We start from the raw sequence: 18,678 nt of genomic DNA, 5'->3' as shown, positions 1-18,678 counted from the left end.
ACACCGATATGGCAAAAAACGACAGCACCGACGGCATTGACGATGGCGGCGACGCCCCGCTCATCGACCTCAACGACGCATCGATCAAGAAGTTGATCGCCCGCGCCAAGAAGCGCGGGGTGATCACTTACGACGAGCTCAACGAGGCACTTCCCTCGGGCCAGATGGATTCGGACCAGATCGAGGACATCACCTCGGCGCTGTCCGAAATGGGCATCAACATCGTCGAAGCGCATGAGGACGGCGCCGAAGAGGATGACGACGAGCCCGCGCAGGAAGAGGAAGTCGATCCGCTCGACGACAGCGGTCCGAAGCCGGTCGCGGTCAAGAAGGAAACCGTCGATCGCACCGACGATCCGGTCCGCATGTACCTGCGCGAAATGGGCGCGGTCGAACTGCTCAGCCGCGAGGGCGAAATTGCCATCGCCAAGCGGATCGAGGCCGGGCGCGACACCATGATCTGGGGGCTGTGCGAAAGCCCGATCACCTTCAATGCGATCATCGAATGGTCGAACGCGCTCAACGAAGGCACGATGCAGCTGCGCGAGATCCTCGATCTCGAGGCGATGCTGTCGAAGGGCCCGACCCCCGAACAGGTCAACGAGTCCGAAAGCGACGACAGCGACGAAATAAGCGCCAAGGTTGCCGGCCCCAGCTTCAAGGAAGAGGCCGAGCCCGAATCGGCCCCGGCCGATGCTGATCCCGACGACGAGGACATGGTCGATCGCCGCACCCCGGCGGCAGTCGAGGACGATGATGAGGACAACACCCTCAGCCTCGCCCAGATGGAAGAGCAGCTAAAGCCGATCGCGTTGGAGAAATTTGCGTCGATCACCGCGTTGTTCAAACGCTTCTCCAAGCTGCAGCAGGCACGGCTCGAAGCGATGAGCTCGGGCGCCGGCTATCCGCCCGCCGAGGAAAAGAAATATCTAAAGTTGTCGGAAGAACTGACCGCCGAAGTCGAAAGCGTCCAGTTCCACGCTGCCAAGATCGAATATCTCGTCGACCAGCTGTACAGCTTCAACCGTCGGTTGACGACGCTCGGCGGCCAGATGCTTCGCCTTGCCGAACGCCACAAGGTACCGCGCAAGGCGTTCCTCGACAGCTACATGGGCGCAGAGCTCGACGACAGCTGGCTCGCCCGCGCTGCCAAAATCGACAAGAAATTCGCTGCCTTCGCTGTCGCCGAGGAAGAAAGCGTCGAGCGCGTCCGCGGCGAGATCGCCGACATTGCCCAGCAGACCGGAATGGCGCTCCCCGAGTTCCGCCGGATCGTCAACCAGGTCCAGAAAGGCGAACGCGAAGCCCGCATCGCCAAGAAGGAAATGGTCGAGGCGAACCTGCGGCTCGTCATCTCGATCGCCAAGAAATACACCAACCGCGGGCTGCAGTTCCTGGATCTGATCCAGGAGGGCAACATCGGCCTGATGAAGGCGGTCGACAAGTTCGAATATCGTCGCGGCTATAAGTTCAGCACCTACGCCACCTGGTGGATCCGCCAGGCGATCACCCGCTCGATCGCCGACCAGGCCCGCACCATCCGCATCCCGGTCCACATGATCGAGACGATCAACAAGCTGGTCCGCACCGGCCGCCAGTTCCTCCACGAAACCGGCCGCGAAGCGACTCCGGAGGAACTCGCCGAGCGTCTTTCGATGCCGCTCGAGAAGGTTCGCAAGGTGATGAAAATCGCCAAGGAGCCGATCAGCCTCGAAACCCCGATCGGCGACGAGGAAGATTCGCATCTGGGCGACTTCATCGAGGACAAGAATGCCGTCATTCCGGTCGACGCGGCGATCCAGGCCAACCTCAAGGAAACCGTAACCCGCGTGCTGGCCAGCCTTACCCCGCGCGAGGAGCGCGTGCTGCGCATGCGCTTTGGCATCGGCATGAACACCGACCACACGCTGGAGGAAGTCGGCCAGCAGTTTTCGGTCACCCGCGAACGCATCCGCCAGATCGAGGCGAAGGCGCTGCGCAAGCTCAAGCACCCGTCGCGCAGCCGCAAGATGCGCAGCTTCCTCGACCAATAGCCGAACTTCTGCTTAGGGGCGGATCGGGGGGCTGATCCAAACAGGGCGTGTCGCTGGAGCGGTGTTGGCCAATTTGTCTGCAAGCTCCAGGTACCGCGCCTCGGTCGAACCCTCCCGCCGTCGAAAGGCAATGGGGCTTGCACTCGCGATCCTCGTCGAACTGCTCGTCGTGGTCGCGTTGCTGACCCTCGGGGTCGATCGGCCCGGGCGCGAAGATGGCGGCGTGCGGACTACGGTGTTCTTCCTGCCCGGCGAGAAACCGGCGGCGCCCAAGGCCGCGGCAAGCCCGGCCAAGGCCGAACCCACTCCCGAGCCCGATCGCCCGGTGGCTAATGCCCTGCCCCCGCCCAGGGTCAAGCTGCCCCCGCGCAAGGTCGACCTGCCGATGCTGATCGTCAGCAAGGAAACCTTCGCCGCCGCCGACATCCGCAATCTCGGCAGCAAGGGCGTGCCGAGTAACAGCAGCGGCGAGGGTATCGCCAGCGCCGACGACACCGCGCGCGTCGGAACTGCCCCCAATGGCGAGCCCATGTATGCCGCCGAGTGGGTTCGCGAGCCGACCAACCGCGAATTGTCGACCTACCTGCCGGCGCGCATGCCTGATGGCGGCGGGGCGGGGTTGGTCGCGTGCAAAACGATCGCCCGTTATCACGTGGAAGACTGTGTGGAGTTGGGCAATTCGCCCCCAGGAAGCCACCTCGCCAGCGCCGTCCGCCAGGCCGCCTGGCAATTTCTCGTTCGCCCCCCGCGCGTCAACGGGCGCGAACTCACCGGGACATGGGTCAAGATCCGCATCGATTATATAAACGGGAAAGAGTGATTCGTTAGTTGTGAAGAGCTGTGCCGGCCCGCACCCCCACCCGGCCAACCCAATCAGCTTACCGTGTGGGTTGGCCGGGTGGGGGTGCGGGCCGGCACCGTTCTCACCAAAAGCGTCCCTGTTCGGCACGGATCTTCATCAACATGACCGCTTCCTTACCAACGGATAAACCTCGTCTTTACGCCAACGGGTTAGACCCGGTGGATTAGACCCTTGGGATGACCCGGGGTGAGGAGATCGGCATGAAGTCCAGCGCAGTCGCAACACTGCAATCCAGCCTCGCTGATCGGCAGTTTGCGCGCGTCGCCGACGGCGGACTGGCGCGTCATCCCCATCTTGCCGCGCTGCTCGGCGCCAGCGGGCCCAATGCGGCCCGCGACCTCGCCGACGCGGTCCATCTGCTGTGTCACCTCTATGGCCGCCATCCAGCGTTGGTCGATGTCGCGCTGGCCGCCTGCCCCGCCGGCCCGGCGCGCGACTGGCTGACCGAGGCATCGAACGAGTTTGAGCGCGAGCGCCTCTATCTCGTCCGCCTGGCCAGCGCGGTCGGCCCGCTGCCCAGTACGCCCGGCGCGGCGCAGACCGAGAATGCACTTCAGGCGCAGCGCCATGCGGTAGAGACCCTTGCACGCTCCGAACGCCGCGGCTGTGCGCTTGGCGCGGCGACCGCCTTGATCGCCGACTGGAGCGCGATCCGCCCCTTGCTCGACCGGGCCGCGGCGCGCGCCGGGGTCGAAGCCCCGCTGTCGACGCTTCCGGGCGAAGCCTCGATCGGACGCGCGATCAGCGCCGCGGTCGGCGATGTCGGCGGCGAGCGCGGGCTCGCCTTTGGGTCTGACCAGCTGCTGCTCCAGCATCGCGCCCTGTTCGACCTGCTCGAAGCCCGCGCCGGCGCCCGCATCGACTGACTGCGCGCCGCACCGTCGGTGCGCAGCAACAAACTTGCACCCGAGCGCCGCGCCACTTAGGGCGAGGCCATGCGCTTTCAGGGTACCGCCGACTATGTCGCCACCGACGACCTCAAGGTCGCGGTCAACGCCGCCGTCACGCTTCGGCGTCCTCTGCTCGTCAAGGGCGAACCGGGTACCGGCAAGACTGTCCTTGCTCACGAGATCGCCGCTGCGCTTGGCGCGCCGCTGATCGAATGGCACGTCAAGTCGACCACCCGTGCAGTCCAGGGCCTTTATGAATATGACGCCGTTGCCCGGCTTCGCGACGGCCAGCTCGGCGACCCGCGCGTCAACGACATTTCCAACTATATTCGCAAGGGCAAGCTGTGGGAGGCGTTCACCTCGCCCGTCCTCCCCGTCCTGCTGATCGACGAGATCGACAAGGCCGACATCGAATTCCCCAACGATCTGCTCCAGGAGCTCGATCGGATGGAATTCCATGTCTACGAAACCGGCGAGACAGTGAAAGCCGCCGAGCGTCCTGTCGTTGTGATCACCTCGAACAACGAGAAGGAGCTACCCGACGCCTTCCTGCGCCGCTGCTTCTTCCACTATATTTCATTCCCCGACCGCGACACGATGCGGCGCATCGTCGAGGTCCATTTCCCGGGCATCCAGCAGATATTGGTCAGCCGCGCGATGGACCTGTTCTACGACGTCCGCGATGTGCCGGGGATCAAGAAAAAGCCGTCGACCAGTGAATTGCTCGACTGGCTGAAATTGCTCCTCCACGAGGACATGCCGCTGGAAGTGCTGCAAAACCGCGACCCGACCAAGGCCATTCCGCCGCTCCATGGCGCGTTGCTCAAGAACGAGCAGGATGTCATGCTGTTCGAGCGCCTCGCCTTCATGGCCCGGCGTAAGGGCTAGGCCCCGGGCGATCACACCTTTGGCGGTCAGGCCTCCTTGTAGGCCAGCTCGAAATTGCCCCATCGACGGCCGCCGAACCACAGCGGCACGAACACGTTCTTGACCGGCACATAGACGTCGCCAAGCTCCATCCGATAGGTCATCAGCATCGCCGGGCGGTCGCTTTCGATCGCCAGCCTGGTCTGTTCGTCCATGAAAATCCGTCGGTTGCGGCAATGGGCGTCGTTCCATACCGGGTCGGGCCCCGGGGTGAGGCAACGCTCGCTCAAATGGGTCGGCAGATAGCCGTTGACGTCGGTGCAGGCCGATCCCAGGATCCGCTGGTCGCGCGTCTTGAACCGGTCGAGGATCGGGCGGACCTGGGCGTCGGCGAAGTCGGCGAAGCCATTGTTATACTGCACCGGATTGGTGCCGGTAATTGGCACGTAGCGGCGATCGAACACCGCCGATTCGTCGATAGCGCCTTCGCGAATGCCGCGTTCGACAATCTCGGTGATTGCACGAGCGGCTTCCTGCGCCATGCTGATCATCGGCGTGTCGTCGATCTCGGCGCCTGAATTCGCCAGCATGTCGAGCATCGAGTTGGACATCATCTCAAGGTGTGACAGCCGCTGCTGGGCTTTCACCAACTCGCCGCCATTGGCGCGCGCGTCGCCGGCAAAGCTTGTCAGCCCGGCCTTGACCCGGTCGACGCTGGTCTGGATCAGGCTGGTTGAATGGGCGATGCCCTCGGTCTGGCGATCGACCATGCCGACGATTTCGCTCACTTCGCGAACCGTCTCGCTGATCTGGCCAAAGCCTGCCTGTGCCGCCCGGCTGCGTTCGACCCCGGTCTTGATTTCCGACGTCACCGCCCCTGCCTCGCGGGTCAGTTCGCCGATCGTCAGCGCGATCTGGCTCGTCGCCGACCGCGTATCGTGCGCCAGTTTCTTCACTTCGGCCGCAACCACCGCAAAGCTGCGCCCGGCATCCCCGGCTCGCGCTGCCTCGATCGTGGCATTGAGCGCCAGCATGTTGGTCTTGCGCGCGATCGCCTCGATCGTCGACGACACCAGCTGGACTTGATTCATCGCAATCGCAAAGCCCGCCATCCGTTCGCCCAGTTGCACGACCAGTTCGGTCAGCCCCTTGAACCCGCCGATGGTGTCCTCGATCGCTGCGCGTCCGGCCTCCAGCTTGGCCTTGGCTTGCTCGGACAGCAATCGCGCCTCGTCGGTTGAATCGCTGACCCGTGCCTGGTCGGCGAGCAGCCGAGTGGTGATTTCCTCAAGCGCATCCAATGTCTTGAAATGGCCGGTAATCCGTGCCGAAACCCCCTCGACATAGCCCGCGACGTCGCTGCATTCGATCGACAGCGATCCGCAATCGCGTGCCACCACGCGGATCGCGTTCTCGGTAACTTCCTCGATGCCCAACGTCGCCATGCGGTACGCTTTCCTGATATGTCCGGACTGGATGTACGGCCAAAGCGTGACCACTTCGTTAACTATACCGCTCGTTCATACTGGCGGGGTCGGCGCAGTGCGGCTAACCCACCCACCATGTTCATCTCGTTCGTCGAAGCGCTGCGCACCGGCGGCATCCCCGCCAGCCTCAAGGAGCACCTGCTGCTGCTCGAGGCGCTCGATGCTGACGTCATCGCGTGGGAGCCCGAGGAATTCTACTATCTCGCGCGCTCGGTGTTCGTCCACGACGAGCGTCAGATCGACCGCTTCGACCAGGTCTTCGGCGCGGTGTTCAAGGGCCTCCTCGCCCCTGCCGAGCCCGGCGCCGAGATCCCCGAGGAGTGGCTCAAGAAGATCGCCGAGCTCTACCTCACTCCTGAGCAAATGGCCGAAATCAAGGCATTGGGGTCATGGGACGAGATTATGGAGACGCTTAAACAGCGGCTCGAGGAACAGAAAGAACGCCACCAGGGCGGCTCGAAGTGGATCGGGACCGGGGGCACCTCGCCGTTTGGTCACGGAGGTTTCAATCCCGAAGGGGTCCGCATCGGCGGGCCCGGCGGGCAGGGCCGCGCGATCAAGGTGTGGGAGAAGCGCGAGTTCAAGGACCTCGACGGCGATCGCCAGCTCGGCACCCGCAACATCAAGGTGGCGCTGCGTCGCCTGCGCCGCTTCGCCCGCGAAGGCGCCGCCGACGAGCTCGACCTCGACGGCACGATCGACGGCACCGCGCGCCAAGGCTGGCTTGACGTCCGCATGCGTCCCGAGCGGCACAATGCGGTCAAGCTGCTGCTGTTCCTCGACATTGGCGGGTCAATGGATGGCCATGTCCGACTGTGTGAGGAGCTGTTCTCGGCCGCCCGCACCGAGTTCAAACATCTCGAACATTATTATTTCCACAACTGCATTTACGAAGGCGTGTGGAAGGATAATCGCCGCCGCCATGTCGAGCGGACGAACACGCTCGACATCATTCACAAATATGGCGCCGACCATAAGCTCGTCATTGTCGGCGACGCGTCGATGAGCCCCTATGAGATTAGTCATCCCGGCGGGTCGATTGAGCATATGAACGAGGAAGCCGGCGCAACATGGCTTCGCCGCCTGACCAGCGCCTATGCCGCCGCCGCGTGGCTCAACCCGACCCCCGAAGCCTATTGGGGCCATTCTGCATCGACTGCCCTCGTCAAGACGCTGATGGACGACCGCATGTATCCCCTGACCCTCGAAGGCCTCGACGCCGCGACCAAGGCGCTCAGCCGCAAGCGCTGAACTATTGATTTGCATCAGTCGGGGCTTGGGTTAAGCCATCGACGCCGCGTGTTCATGGTGGGTTGGCTGGAGGGCCTGCATGAGCGACTTTGAGGACGCCGTCGACCAGTCCGCAACCGCGACCCCGTCGGCGCTAAGCCCGGCCGCAACGCGCAAGGCGATTACCGCCGCCTCGGTCGGCAACGCGCTGGAATTCTACGATTTCGTCACCTTCGCCTTCTTCGCGCTTCAGATCGGCCGCACCTTCTTTCCGGGCGGGAGCGCTTTCCTCAGCCTGATGGGCGCGCTCGCTACCTTTGGTGCTGGCTTCATCACCCGCCCGATCGGCGCCTATGTCCTTGGCGGCTATGCCGATCGCGTCGGGCGCAAGCCGGCCATGCTGTTCTCGATGACGCTGATGGGGGTCGCCATTGCCGTCCTCGCGCTGACTCCCGGCTATGCCACCATCGGCATCGCCGCTCCGATTATCGCCATTGGCGCGCGGCTTGCACAGGGCTTCGCGCTCGGCGGAGAGGTCGGCTCGGCGACCAGCTACATGATGGAGGCGGCGACCCCGGCAAACCGCGGCTTCATGATCAGCTGGCAGGGCGCGACCCAGAATATCGCCGGTAGCGTCGGCGCGCTGGTCGGCATTGCGCTGGCCACCTTTCTCCTGCCCGCACAGATCGACGAATTCGGCTGGCGGATCGCGCTGCTGCTCGGGGTGATCATTGTGCCCTTTGGCCTGATGGTCCGCCGCTCGCTGCCCGAAACGCTCCACCATGACGACCCGGTCGAGCGCGATCCCAACGCCTATCGTGCGTATCGCAGGGTCATCGCGCTCGGCTTCCTGATTATCGCCCAGGGTACGATCACGACCTACATCTTCAAATATATGGCGACCTACGGCCAGACCGAGCTTCACCTGTCGACTACCGTCTCGATGATTGCGCAGTTCGGCAATGAATTTGCCGGTCTGGTGTCGATTTTGATCGGTGGTTATTGGTGCGATCGCATCGGGCGACGACCGGTGATGATCTGGCCGCAACTGCTGTTCGCGCTCAGCATCATCCCCTGTTTCCTGTGGCTGACCAGATCGGGCACCGGGACCGCCTTCCTGCTTTCGAACATCCTCCTCTCGCTGCTGTCGAACGCACAATATGGCGCGGCCTATACAGCTATCCTCGAAAGCATCCCGCGCCGCCTGCGAGCGCGGGTGTTCGCGCTTGTCTATTCGGTCCCCGTGGCGGTCTTCGGCGGCACGACCCAGCTGGTCATCACCTGGCTGCTCCACGTCACCGGCAGCTCGATGTCGATCGCCTGGTATTTGTTCGGCATCTCGCTGATCGGCTGCCTGGCCATGTGGGCGATGCCCGAAACGGCGCCGATCAAACGACGCGAAAGCGGGGTCAGGCTGACCCCGGCCCTAGTATAGACGGAAACGCCTGGTCGCCTCGGCCCATTGCTGCTCGTCCGGGGTGGCAATCGCGTCGAGGTCGCCCGCCTCGCTGCCCGCATCATCGACCCACTCGCGGAGCGCTGGCCCGCCATTGATGACGTCGATCGGCAGCTTCCCGAAGGCATATTCGTAGGGGAAGTCGCGCCACAGCTCATAGTCGGGCATCAGCCGGCGGATCGCCTTGAAGCCCAGCGCCTGGACCCGCCACGGTGCGAAGCGGGCATGGTCGTAGAAGCCGCCCTCGGCGTGGATATGCACCCCGTTGCACAGCGTGCCGACATGCTTGTGGAAGGTCGGCTCAAACCAGATCTCGCGCAGCTTGCAGCCTTGCAACCACTGCGGCGCGAACCGCTCCATCTCCGCGATCACCGCCTTCGCATCGATGTCGGGCGCGCCGAACAGCTCGAGCGGACGCGTCGTCCCCCGGCCCTCGCTCAGCGTCGCGCCTTCCAGCATCACCGTGCCCGCATAGCAGCGCGCCATGTTGAGGTTGGCGGCGTTGGGGCTGGGGTTGATCCACAGCCACTCGGGCGGCCAGCCGAAGCCCGGTCCGGCATCGGGCTGCCACCCCTCCATCGAGACCACGCGATAATCGACGTCGATCCTGAAATGATCGATGAACCAGTGGCCAAGCTCGCCCAGCGTCAGCCCGTGCCGCATCGGCATCGGCCCCGCCCCGACGAAGCTCTCCCACCCCGCGAGCAGCGTCGTTCCCTCGACCGGCCGCCCCGCCGGATTGGGCCGATCGAGCACCCACACCGACTTGCCCGCCGCCGACGCCGCCTCGAGCATGTAAAGCAGGGTCGTGATGAAGGTGTAGATGCGGCAGCCAAGGTCTTGCAGGTCGATCAGCACGACGTCGAACGTGGCCATCATCGCCGGGGTCGGACGACGCACTTCGCCGTACAGGCTGAACAGCGGGATCCCGAGCTTTGCGTCGACCTCATTCGGGGTCTCGACCATATTATCCTGCTTGTCGCCCTTGATCCCGTGCTGCGGGCCGAAGGCGGCGGTGATCGTTACCCCAGCCGCGATCAAGGCATCCAGGCTGTGGACGAGGTCCCGCGTCAGGCTGGCGGGATGCGCGACCAGCGCCACGCGCTTGCCCTTCAATTGCGCCAGAAGCGCGGGGTCGGCGAGCAGCCGATCGATACCGGAAATAGTCATGCCGCTGCTTAGCCAAGCCGCGCCGTGAAGCAATCGCCATGATGGAAATCCGCCGCGCCTTCGGGATGCGCCAGCGCCCAATAGCTTATGGTCCCGTCCTGCTCCTCCAGCACCGCCGACAGTCCCAATGCATAATGCTGCACCGGCACCGCAATCGTCGCGCCAAGCCCCCACCAGGTCAAATTGTCCTCGACCCGGATATAGGGCGGCGATCCCACCTCGGCCTCGGCCATCCCCGCGCGATGCCCGCTGAAGTCATAGGCCGCCCACGCCCCCGACGGCGCGAAATTATACTCGGTATAACCGGCCTCGCCTTCCGGCCGGAGAAAGGCTTCGAAACAGGTCGTTTTCCACAGCTCATCGGTCCGCTCAGGCTCGCCTTCACCCTCCGGCGCAATCACGAATCGGCTTGCCGGTGCGCCCACGCAAAAGAAGAAATTGGTCGTCGCACTCGCCCCAAAGGACGCCGCATGATCGATGTTGACCCACAGTTCGAACATCGGCCCAGATGGCAAATGGTCGGGGTGCGGGGTGAGGTAGAGTCGGTCCATGCACTCCTTCTATCGCGATCGCGGGGATGACGAAATCAGCATCTGTGATTAAGCAGCCATGTCATGACCTATCAATCGGCCCTTCTCCGCAGCCTCGACGAGCGCGGCTTCATTCATCAGATGACCGACGCCACCGCGCTCGATGCGCTTGCGCAGACCGCGGTCATCCCGGCCTACATCGGGTTCGACGCCACCGCCCCCTCGCTTCACGTCGGCAGCCTGGTTCAGATCATGATGCTCCGTCGGCTCCAGCAGGCGGGGCACAAGCCGGTCGTACTGATGGGTGGCGGCACCACCAGGGTCGGCGATCCGTCGGGCAAGGATGAAAGCCGCAAGCTGCTGACGAGTGACGACATCGCCGCCAATATCGCCGGGATCAAAGGCGTTTTCGAACGCTATCTGACCTTCGGTGACGGCCCGACCGATGCCGTGATCGTCGACAATGCCGACTGGCTCGACAAGCTCAACTATGTCGATTTCCTGCGCGATGTCGGCCGCCACTTCACCATCAACCGCATGCTGACCTTCGACAGCGTCAAGCTTCGGCTCGACCGCGAACAGCCGCTGACGTTCCTCGAATTCAACTACATGATCCTGCAAGCCTATGACTTTGCCGAACTCGCCCGTCGCTCCGCCGTCCGGCTGCAAATGGGTGGATCGGACCAGTGGGGCAATATCATCAACGGCATCGAGCTTGCCCGCCGCATGGATGGCGCCGAGCTTTACGGCCTGACCACCCCGCTCATCACCACCGCCGACGGCGGCAAGATGGGCAAGACCGCCGCAGGCGCGGTGTGGCTCAATGCCGATCGCGTCAGCCCTTATGATTACTGGCAATTCTGGCGCAACACGCAGGACGGCGATGTGCTGCGGTTCCTCAAACTGTTCACCGACCTGCCGCTCGCCGAAATCGCGAAGCTGGCTGCACTCGAAGGCGCCGATATCAACCACGCCAAGATCGCCCTCGCCACCGCCGCCACTGCACTGCTCCATGGCGATGACGCCGCCCGCGCCGCCGAGGAAACCGCCCACCGCACTTTTGCCGAAGGCGCCTCGGACGAAAACCTCCCCAGCTTCGCCACCGGCGGCGAAATCACCATCGTCGCTGCCCTCACTTCCCTGGGTTTCGCGGCGTCGAACGGCGAAGCCCGCCGCAAAATCGGCGAAGGCGCAGTCAAGCTCGATGGCGAAGCGGTGAGCGATCCCGCGCTGGTCATCATTATCGATGACGAACCGGTAAAACTGAGCCTCGGCAAGAAAAAACACGGCCTCCTTACGCGCTGATCGTCATCCCGGGCTTGACCCGGGACCTGCCTGCCTTCCTGCATGATCGGTCCAAAGAAGACAGGCCCCGGGTCAGGCCCGGGGTGACGACCGTCGGACCTAACCGCTCCTGATCAAATCCACCGCCTGATCCCGCTCGAACAGATACAGCGCGACCCGTGCCGCCTGTCCGCGCTCGCTCGCCAACCCGCCGTCGCGGTCGAGCAGCAGCCGCGCGTCGTCGGTCGCCATAGGCACCAGCTCGCTGACCATCTCGGGCGTCGCCACCCGGAAGGTCTGCTCACCCGACTGCCGCGTCCCCAAAATCTCGCCCGGCCCGCGCAATCGCAAATCCTCCTCGGCGATGCGGAATCCGTCGTTGGTCTCGCGCATCAGGCCGAGCCGCGCCCGTCCGCTCTCGCTCATTTGCTGGCCACGGATCAGCAGGCAGGTCGACGCCGCCGTTCCCCGCCCGACCCGGCCGCGCAGCTGGTGCAGTTGCGCCAGCCCGAACCGCTCGGCGCCCTCGATGATCATCAGCGTCGAATTGGGCACGTCGACCCCGACCTCGATCACCGTCGTCGCGATCAGCAGCGACAGCGCCCCCGACGCAAACGCCGCCATGACGTCGTCCTTTTCGGCGCCCTTCATCCGCCCATGGACCAGCCCGACCCGCTCCGGCCCGAAGCGCAGCCGCAGCACCTGCGCCCGCTGCTCGGCCGCCGCGCTGTCGCTCTTCTCGCTCTCTTCGACCAGCGGGCACACCCAATAGGCTTGGCCCCCCGCCGCAATGTGCCGCCCCAGCCCGTCAACCACGTCGGGCAATTTCTCGTCACTGATCACCCGCGTCTCGACCGGGGTGCGGCCCGGAGGCATTTCGTCGAGCCGGCTGACATCCATTTCGCCAAACTGCGTCAGCGTCAGCGTTCGCGGGATCGGAGTCGCGGTCATCACCAGCAAATGCGGCGGATGCGCCGCCTTCTCGGTCAGCAGCAGGCGCTGCGACACGCCAAAGCGATGCTGCTCGTCGATCACCACCAACCCAAGTCTCTTGTACGACACCTTCTCCTGGAAAATCGCATGGGTGCCGACGAGGATGTCGATCGACCCGTCGGCCAAGCCCATCAGCACCGCCTCTCTCGCCCTCCCCTTGTCGCGCCCGGTCAGGATCGCAACCCGCACCCCGATGGCGTCGAACTGGCGCTGCAGGGTGGCGACATGCTGCCGGGCGAGGATTTCGGTCGGGGCAAGGAACGCCGCCTGCGCCCCCGCCTCGACCGCCTCGAGCATCGCGAACAGCGCCACCAGCGTCTTGCCCGACCCAACATCGCCCTGAAGCAGCCGCAGCATCGGCGCGGCCTGTGCCATGTCGCCCTGGATCTCGCGGATCACCCGGTCCTGCGCCCCGGTCAGCGAATAGGGCAGGTCGAGTCTCCCCGTCAGTCGACCGTCCCCCGCCAGCGGCACGCCCTTGCGCCGCCGCGCGTGCTGGCGGATCAGGAGCAGGGCCAGCTGGTTGGCGAAAATCTCGTCATAAGCCAGTCTCTTGCGGGCGTCACTTGCCAGCGGGTCCGAATGCGCCTCGGTCAGCGCCGACCGCCATCCGCGCCATCCTTCGCGTCCCAGCAAAGAGGGCTCGACCCATTCCGCCAGCTCAGGCGCGCGCTCGATCGCGACCAGCGCTAGCTCGCGCATCCGCCGATTGGTCAGCCCCTCGGTCAGCGGATAGACCGCCTCGCTCAGCGGCGGCTCGGCACCCCCTTCCAGGACTTCGGGGTGAATAATCTGCCACTCGTCGCCATAGGCTTCCAGCTTGCCCGACACCGTCCGCGCCTCGCCCTGCGGCAACTGCTTCTTCGCCCAACCGGGATTGTTGAAAAAGGTCAGTGTGATGGTGTTGCCATCCGAGTCTGCGGCAAAGATCCGCGTCGGGCCTCTTCCCGCGCTCGACCGGCTGTCAAACGGCGTCACGTCGACAATGATGATCCGCCCGATCATCGCTGCGCTCGCCGCCGGAACGCGCAGCCGCTCGATCGTCCCCGTCGGCAAATGATAGGCAAGGTCGACTGCGCGGGTCAGGCCCAATCGCGCCAGTGTCTTGGCAACACCCGGCCCGACGCCCTTTAGCGCTTCGACTTCGGCAAACAGCGGGTTGAGGATCTCGGGGCGCATTATCGCTCTATCGCGCCTCGCGCGCCCCCTCGCAATCGCCGGCTTTCCTCCCTAGATGCGACCTCATGTCCCCTGACGATGAAATCAAGGCGCTCCGCTGGCGCGCGACCCACCGCGGCACGCGCGAGGCCGACATGATGATCGGCGGTTTCTTTGAGGCTCACCACGCGACCTGGACCGCCGAGGAACGTGCCCTGTTCGACGAGCTGCTCAACGAACAGGATGTCGACATCATGGCGTGGGGCATTGGCACCCTGCCCGTGCCCGATCGGTTTCAGGGGCCAATGATGGACGCCCTCACGCGCCTCGACTTCATCAAGGTCTACAAGTGAGCGACGCGCTGTCCCGGATCTTGCGAGCAGGCGAACCGCTGACGCTGGCAGCGGTGCCGACGGGCTATTTGCCGTGGCTCGCTGCCGACCTTGCGCGCGCCGCCGATGGTTCGTCCAAGGGCGGCCGCGCGGTCATCCTTGCCGCCGACGAGGCCGCCATGCGTGCGCTCGCCGACACCGTCCCGGTGTTCGCGCCCGAGGTCGAGGTACTGACCCTCCCGGCGTGGGATTGCCTCCCCTACGACCGTGCCTCGCCCGCCTTGCGCGTCATGGCTGAACGGCTGGCGACACTGCAGTTGCTCCAGGTCAAGCGGAACGGCCCGCAACTGCTTGTGACGACAGCTAATGCCGCCGCCCAGCGGATGCTGACCCCGTTCCGCATCCGCCAGCTGACCCGGCGCCTGGCCGAGGGCGAACGGATCGACCGCGACGCGCTCGTCACCCTGCTCAGCGCCAATGGCTATCAGCGCACCGACGCAGTCCATGATGCGGGCGATTTCGCGGTGCGTGGCTCGCTCGTCGACCTCTACCCGGCGGGGGAAAGCAGCGCGATCCGGCTCGATTTCTTCGGTGACGAGATCGAGACGATGCGCCGCTTCGACCCCGCCGACCAGCGCACCACCGGACCGGCTGGGACCTTCACCCTGATGCCCGCCTCCGAAGCTTTGCTCGACGAGGAGAGCATCAAGCGGTTCCGCGCGCGTTACCGCGAGACGTTCGGCGCCAATGCCACCGGCGATCCGCTTTATCAGGCTATCTCGGACGGCCGCCGCCTCGCCGGCATGGAGCATTGGCTGCCGCTGTTCGAGGACAAGCTCGGCACGCTGTTCGATCATCTTGGCGACGACGACGTCATCCTTCGCGATCCCGGTGCCGACGGCTCGCACGAACAGCGCAGCGAGGCGATCCAGGATTATTTCCTCAACCGCGAGCGGGCGATGGTCGCCGAACCCGGCAGCTACCGCCCACTCCCGCCTGCCGCGCTGTACCTCAACGAAAAGGAGTGGCGCGGCGCAGTCGAAGGGCGCCCGATCCACCGCGCCTCAATCTTCCCCGAACCGGCCAGCGACATTGTCCTCGACTTTGCGGTAGAGGGCGCACGCGACTTTGCCCCCGAGCGGGCGCAGAATATCAACGTCTACGAAGCCGTCGTCGATCACGCCACCAAACTACGCAAGTCAAAACATAAACTGATCCTTGCCAGCTACTCGCGCGGCGCTCGCGAACGGCTCGCCGGCCTCCTCGCCGACCATGGCCTCGACCGGCTCAAGCAGGTCGACACGTGGCAGGAGGCGCTCGGCACCAAGGCTGAGGCGGCGCTGCTGGTGCTCCCCCTCGACCATGGCTTCACCACTCCCGACGTCGCCGTCCTGACCGAGCAGGACATGCTCGGCGACCGCCTTGTTCGCCGCAAGAAACGCCGCAAGTCGGCCGATGCCTTCCTCTCCGAACTCGCCACCCTCAGCCCCGGCGACCTTGTCGTCCATGCCGATCATGGCGTCGCCCGCTACGAAGGACTGACCTCGATCAAGGTCGGCAAGGCGCCCCATGACTGCGTCGCGCTCGAATATGCCGGAGGCGACAAGCTCTACGTGCCGGTCGAGAATATCGACGTCCTCACCCGCTACGGCAGCTCCGACAGCGAAAAGGCCCCGCTCGACCGATTGGGCGGCGAGGCGTGGCAGCGTCGCAAGAGCCGGATGAAGGATCGCATCCGCGAAATTGCCGGCGACCTCATCAAGACCGCCGCGGTCCGTGCCACCCGCCCCGGCGCACTGATCGAAATTGACGGCGCCTACGCCTCCTTCGTCGATCGCTTCCCCTATGAGGAGACCGAGGACCAGGACCGCGCGATCGGTGACGTCCTCGACGACCTTGCCAAGGGGTCGCCGATGGACCGGCTGATCTGCGGCGACGTCGGTTTCGGCAAGACCGAGGTCGCCCTCCGCGCCGCCTTTACCGCCGCCATGGCCGGTTACCAGGTTGCACTCATCGGACCGACAACCCTCCTCGCCCGCCAGCATTTCAATAATTTCTCCGAGCGCTTCAAAGGCTTCCCGATCGAGATCGGCCGCCTCTCGCGGCTCGTCCCGGCAGCCGAGGCGAAAAAGACCCGCGAGGGCCTTGAGAAGGGCACGGTCGACATCGTCATCGGCACGCACGCCCTCCTTTCGAAAACCATCAAGTTCAAGAAGTTGGGGCTCGTCATTGTCGACGAGGAGCAGCATTTCGGGGTAACCCACAAGGAACGGCTGAAGTCGCTCCGCGCGGATGTCCACGTCCTCACCTTGACCGCCACCCCGATCCCGCGCACCTTGCAGATGGCGATGTCGGGCCTGCGCGAACTGTCGGTCATCCAAACCCCCCCGGTCGACCGCCTCGCGATCCGCACCTATGTCACCCCGCGCGACCCGATCGTGATCCGCGAGGCGCTGCTGCGCGAACATTATCGCGGCGGGCAGAGTTTCTACGTCGTGCCCCGCATTGCCGATCTTGCAGACATCGAGGAATGGCTGCGCGAGGAAGTCCCCGAGGTCCGCGCCATCACCGCCCATGGCCAGATGTCCCCGACCGAGGTCGAGGAGCGGATGAGCGCCTTCTACGACCGCAAATATGACGTGCTGCTGTCGACCACGATCGTCGAAAGCGGGCTCGACATTCCCTCGGCCAATACCCTCATCGTCCACCGCGCCGATCGCTTCGGCCTTGCCCAGCTCTACCAGCTGCGCGGGCGCGTCGGCCGATCGAAGACCCGCGCCTACGCCTATCTCACCACCACCCCCGACCGCTCGATCAGCGAAGGCGCCGACAAGCGCCTGCAAGTGCTCGCCAATCTCGACAGTCTTGGCGCCGGTTTCCAGCTTGCCAGCCACGACCTCGACATTCGCGGCGCGGGCAATCTGCTCGGCGACGAGCAGTCGGGCCATATCAAGGAGGTCGGCTTCGAACTTTACCAGTCGATGCTCGAGGAAGCGATCCTCGAGATGAAGGCTGGTGGGGGCGAGCGGCGCGAGGAATATGCTCCGCAAATCAGCGTCGAGGCCCCCATCCTTATTCCCGAAACTTACGTCCTCGACCTCGACCTGCGGATGGGCCTGTACCGCCGCCTCGCCGACCTCGACGACCGCCAGGAGGTCGAGGCCTTCGCCGCCGAAATGATCGACCGCTTCGGCACGCTGCCCCAGGAAACCGCCAATTTGCTGCAGATCGTCGAAACCAAGATCAATTGCCGCAAGGCGTGCATCGCAAAGCTCGATATTGGTGCCAAGGGCGCCGTCGTGACCTTCGTTCCCGAGGGCTTCCCCGACCTCGCCGGGCTGTTCGCCTATGTCGAACGACTGAAGGGCGCAGCCCGCCTCCGCCCCGACAGCAAGCTGGTTCTCTCACGCGATCTCGACAGCGACAGCAAACGCCTCAGCGCCGCGGTCCAACTCTCGCGCGGCCTCGCCAACGTCCTTGCAGCGGGCAAATCTGACGCGAAAAAGTCACTCGAAACGGTTTAGGCCGCAACCGCCAGAGTCGCCGCAACAAACCGGTCGAGCTCTTCCTCATCGAGTGCCCCGGCACTCAAAAACCCCTGGTACAGATCGCAGCCCCACTCGGCGACCAGCGCCAATTGCGCCCGCGATTCAACCCCTTCGACGATCACCTTGAGACCAAGTTCGCGCGCCAGGCGGATCATCGCCTGGACCACGATACGGTCGCGCGATCCCCCGACAAGGTCGGCGATCATCGCCCGGTCGATCTTGATCGCATCGAGCGGCAGTGACGCCAGGTAGGCCAGGCTCGAATAGCCCGTCCCGAAGTCGTCGATCGCAACCTGCACCCCGACGTCGCGCAATCGGCCAAGCCGCTCGGCCGCCAGCTTCTGGTCGGCGATCAGGCTCGATTCAGTAATTTCAACGGTCAAGCGGCGCGGATTGAACCCGACCTCGGCCGCTTCGTCGAGCAGCCAGCCGGTATAACCATCGCGCATCAGGTCAGCGGCAATGACGTTGATCGACAGCCGCAGCCGCGCCCGCTCGCCGCGCCACGCTCCGGCCAGCCGCAATGCCTTGCGCTGGACCACCCGCGACAATCGCTCGGCGAGGCCATGACGGCAAGCGCGGGCGAACAATGCCTCGGTATCGGGCTCGCCGATCCAGCGGGCCAGCGCCTCAATCCCGACGACCCTGCCCGTCAGCGGCTCGATCTGCGGCTGGAACAGCACCGTCAGCTCGTCACGCGCAATGGCCCGCTCCAGCTCCTCATCGCGCCCCTGCACCACCCGCGGGGCGAGGCGGTGATCGGACGCGCGATTGGCGGGCGGGGACAGGGCTTCGACATTCATGGCTCCCCCATGCGCCGAGCGAAGTTCGCGCGATA

The 18,678-nt window shown here is 64.8% G+C and carries 14 protein-coding genes; 9 read left to right on the top strand and 5 right to left on the bottom strand.

Annotated features, from left to right (window positions below):
• Positions 1 to 8 precede the first annotated feature (8 nt).
• The 4 genes from rpoD to U1700_RS07525 all read left to right on the top strand — a co-directional run bounded on the left by rpoD (position 9) and on the right by U1700_RS07525 (position 4,673).
• Complete coding sequence (gene rpoD / locus U1700_RS07540; RefSeq protein ID WP_332752263.1) at positions 9 to 2,033, top strand: RNA polymerase sigma factor RpoD; 2,025 nt, start codon at positions 9 to 11, stop codon at positions 2,031 to 2,033.
• A gap of 130 nt (positions 2,034 to 2,163) precedes the next feature.
• Positions 2,164 to 2,853: a hypothetical protein gene (locus U1700_RS07535; protein ID WP_332751602.1), complete on the top strand. Its 690-nt coding sequence runs from the start codon at positions 2,164 to 2,166 to the stop codon at positions 2,851 to 2,853.
• A gap of 242 nt (positions 2,854 to 3,095) precedes the next feature.
• Positions 3,096 to 3,761: a DUF6975 family protein gene (locus U1700_RS07530; protein ID WP_332751600.1), complete on the top strand. Its 666-nt coding sequence runs from the start codon at positions 3,096 to 3,098 to the stop codon at positions 3,759 to 3,761.
• Between the two features lie 69 nt (positions 3,762 to 3,830).
• Positions 3,831 to 4,673, top strand: a complete 843-nt coding sequence (locus U1700_RS07525; protein ID WP_332751598.1) for an AAA family ATPase — start codon at positions 3,831 to 3,833, stop codon at positions 4,671 to 4,673.
• A gap of 26 nt (positions 4,674 to 4,699) precedes the next feature.
• Here U1700_RS07525 and U1700_RS07520 read toward each other — a convergent pair whose 3' ends face one another.
• Positions 4,700 to 6,097 carry a methyl-accepting chemotaxis protein gene (locus tag U1700_RS07520; protein WP_332751596.1) on the bottom strand — a complete coding sequence of 466 codons (1,398 nt, stop codon included), beginning with the start codon at positions 6,095 to 6,097 and terminating at the stop codon, positions 4,700 to 4,702.
• 117 nt (positions 6,098 to 6,214) lie between these two features.
• Here U1700_RS07520 and U1700_RS07515 point away from each other — a divergent pair, with 117 nt between their 5' ends.
• Positions 6,215 to 7,390 (top strand): vWA domain-containing protein, encoded by a 1,176-nt coding sequence (locus U1700_RS07515; protein ID WP_332751595.1) that lies wholly within the window; start codon positions 6,215 to 6,217, stop codon positions 7,388 to 7,390.
• A 79-nt stretch (positions 7,391 to 7,469) separates the two neighbouring features.
• The gene (locus tag U1700_RS07510; RefSeq protein ID WP_332751593.1) at positions 7,470 to 8,804 is read left to right on the top strand and encodes an MFS transporter; all 1,335 of its coding nucleotides are present in this window, start codon (positions 7,470 to 7,472) and stop codon (positions 8,802 to 8,804) included.
• On the opposite strand, the gene U1700_RS07505 is transcribed toward U1700_RS07510, so the two are convergent.
• Both U1700_RS07505 and U1700_RS07500 read right to left on the bottom strand, forming a co-directional pair.
• A complete protein-coding gene (locus tag U1700_RS07505) occupies positions 8,796 to 9,995 on the bottom strand; it encodes an exo-beta-N-acetylmuramidase NamZ family protein (RefSeq protein ID WP_332751592.1) in 1,200 nt (399 codons plus the stop codon). The two genes, U1700_RS07510 and U1700_RS07505, sit on opposite strands and share 9 nt — an antisense overlap.
• 8 nt (positions 9,996 to 10,003) lie before the next feature.
• Positions 10,004 to 10,546: a DOMON-like domain-containing protein gene (locus tag U1700_RS07500; RefSeq protein ID WP_332751589.1), complete on the bottom strand. Its 543-nt coding sequence runs from the start codon at positions 10,544 to 10,546 to the stop codon at positions 10,004 to 10,006.
• A 63-nt stretch (positions 10,547 to 10,609) separates the two neighbouring features.
• On the opposite strand from U1700_RS07500, the gene tyrS reads away from it, so the two are divergent.
• Complete coding sequence (gene tyrS, locus U1700_RS07495) at positions 10,610 to 11,830, top strand: tyrosine--tRNA ligase (protein WP_332751587.1); 1,221 nt, start codon at positions 10,610 to 10,612, stop codon at positions 11,828 to 11,830.
• A 99-nt stretch (positions 11,831 to 11,929) separates the two neighbouring features.
• On the opposite strand, the gene recG is transcribed toward tyrS, so the two are convergent.
• Positions 11,930 to 13,981: an ATP-dependent DNA helicase RecG gene (gene recG, locus U1700_RS07490; RefSeq protein ID WP_332751586.1), complete on the bottom strand. Its 2,052-nt coding sequence runs from the start codon at positions 13,979 to 13,981 to the stop codon at positions 11,930 to 11,932.
• A gap of 65 nt (positions 13,982 to 14,046) precedes the next feature.
• On the opposite strand from recG, the gene U1700_RS07485 reads away from it, so the two are divergent.
• Both U1700_RS07485 and mfd read left to right on the top strand, forming a co-directional pair.
• Positions 14,047 to 14,313 carry an FAD assembly factor SdhE gene (locus U1700_RS07485; protein ID WP_332751585.1) on the top strand — a complete coding sequence of 89 codons (267 nt, stop codon included), beginning with the start codon at positions 14,047 to 14,049 and terminating at the stop codon, positions 14,311 to 14,313.
• The gene (gene mfd / locus U1700_RS07480; protein ID WP_332751584.1) at positions 14,310 to 17,816 is read left to right on the top strand and encodes a transcription-repair coupling factor; all 3,507 of its coding nucleotides are present in this window, start codon (positions 14,310 to 14,312) and stop codon (positions 17,814 to 17,816) included. The genes U1700_RS07485 and mfd overlap by 4 nt, the downstream gene beginning before the upstream one ends.
• Here the strand turns inward: mfd and U1700_RS07475 are convergent.
• Complete coding sequence (locus U1700_RS07475) at positions 17,813 to 18,643, bottom strand: EAL domain-containing protein (RefSeq protein WP_332751583.1); 831 nt, start codon at positions 18,641 to 18,643, stop codon at positions 17,813 to 17,815. The two genes, mfd and U1700_RS07475, sit on opposite strands and share 4 nt — an antisense overlap.
• Positions 18,644 to 18,678: the final 35 nt, after the last annotated feature.

The sequence above is a fragment of the Sphingomonas sp. RB1R13 genome (assembly GCF_036663775.1).
GTDB lineage: Bacteria > Pseudomonadota > Alphaproteobacteria > Sphingomonadales > Sphingomonadaceae > Sphingomicrobium.
This window is presented reverse-complemented; position numbering and strand designations above follow the sequence as displayed.

Excerpts from the sequence above, each read along its gene's own strand:
- U1700_RS07535 (WP_332751602.1), top strand. The coding sequence starts at position 2,164 with ATGGGGCTTGCACTCGCGATCCTCGTCGAACTGCTCGTCGTGGTCGCG.
- U1700_RS07505 (WP_332751592.1), bottom strand. The coding sequence starts at position 9,995 with ATGACTATTTCCGGTATCGATCGGCTGCTCGCCGACCCCGCGCTTCTG.
- tyrS (WP_332751587.1), top strand. The coding sequence starts at position 10,610 with ATGACCTATCAATCGGCCCTTCTCCGCAGCCTCGACGAGCGCGGCTTC.
- U1700_RS07485 (WP_332751585.1), top strand. The coding sequence starts at position 14,047 with ATGTCCCCTGACGATGAAATCAAGGCGCTCCGCTGGCGCGCGACCCAC.
- U1700_RS07510 (WP_332751593.1), top strand. The coding sequence starts at position 7,470 with ATGAGCGACTTTGAGGACGCCGTCGACCAGTCCGCAACCGCGACCCCG.
- rpoD (WP_332752263.1), top strand. The coding sequence starts at position 9 with ATGGCAAAAAACGACAGCACCGACGGCATTGACGATGGCGGCGACGCC.
- U1700_RS07500 (WP_332751589.1), bottom strand. The coding sequence starts at position 10,546 with ATGGACCGACTCTACCTCACCCCGCACCCCGACCATTTGCCATCTGGG.
- recG (WP_332751586.1), bottom strand. The coding sequence starts at position 13,981 with ATGCGCCCCGAGATCCTCAACCCGCTGTTTGCCGAAGTCGAAGCGCTA.
- U1700_RS07475 (WP_332751583.1), bottom strand. The coding sequence starts at position 18,643 with ATGAATGTCGAAGCCCTGTCCCCGCCCGCCAATCGCGCGTCCGATCAC.
- U1700_RS07520 (WP_332751596.1), bottom strand. The coding sequence starts at position 6,097 with ATGGCGACGTTGGGCATCGAGGAAGTTACCGAGAACGCGATCCGCGTG.
- U1700_RS07525 (WP_332751598.1), top strand. The coding sequence starts at position 3,831 with ATGCGCTTTCAGGGTACCGCCGACTATGTCGCCACCGACGACCTCAAG.
- U1700_RS07530 (WP_332751600.1), top strand. The coding sequence starts at position 3,096 with ATGAAGTCCAGCGCAGTCGCAACACTGCAATCCAGCCTCGCTGATCGG.
- U1700_RS07515 (WP_332751595.1), top strand. The coding sequence starts at position 6,215 with ATGTTCATCTCGTTCGTCGAAGCGCTGCGCACCGGCGGCATCCCCGCC.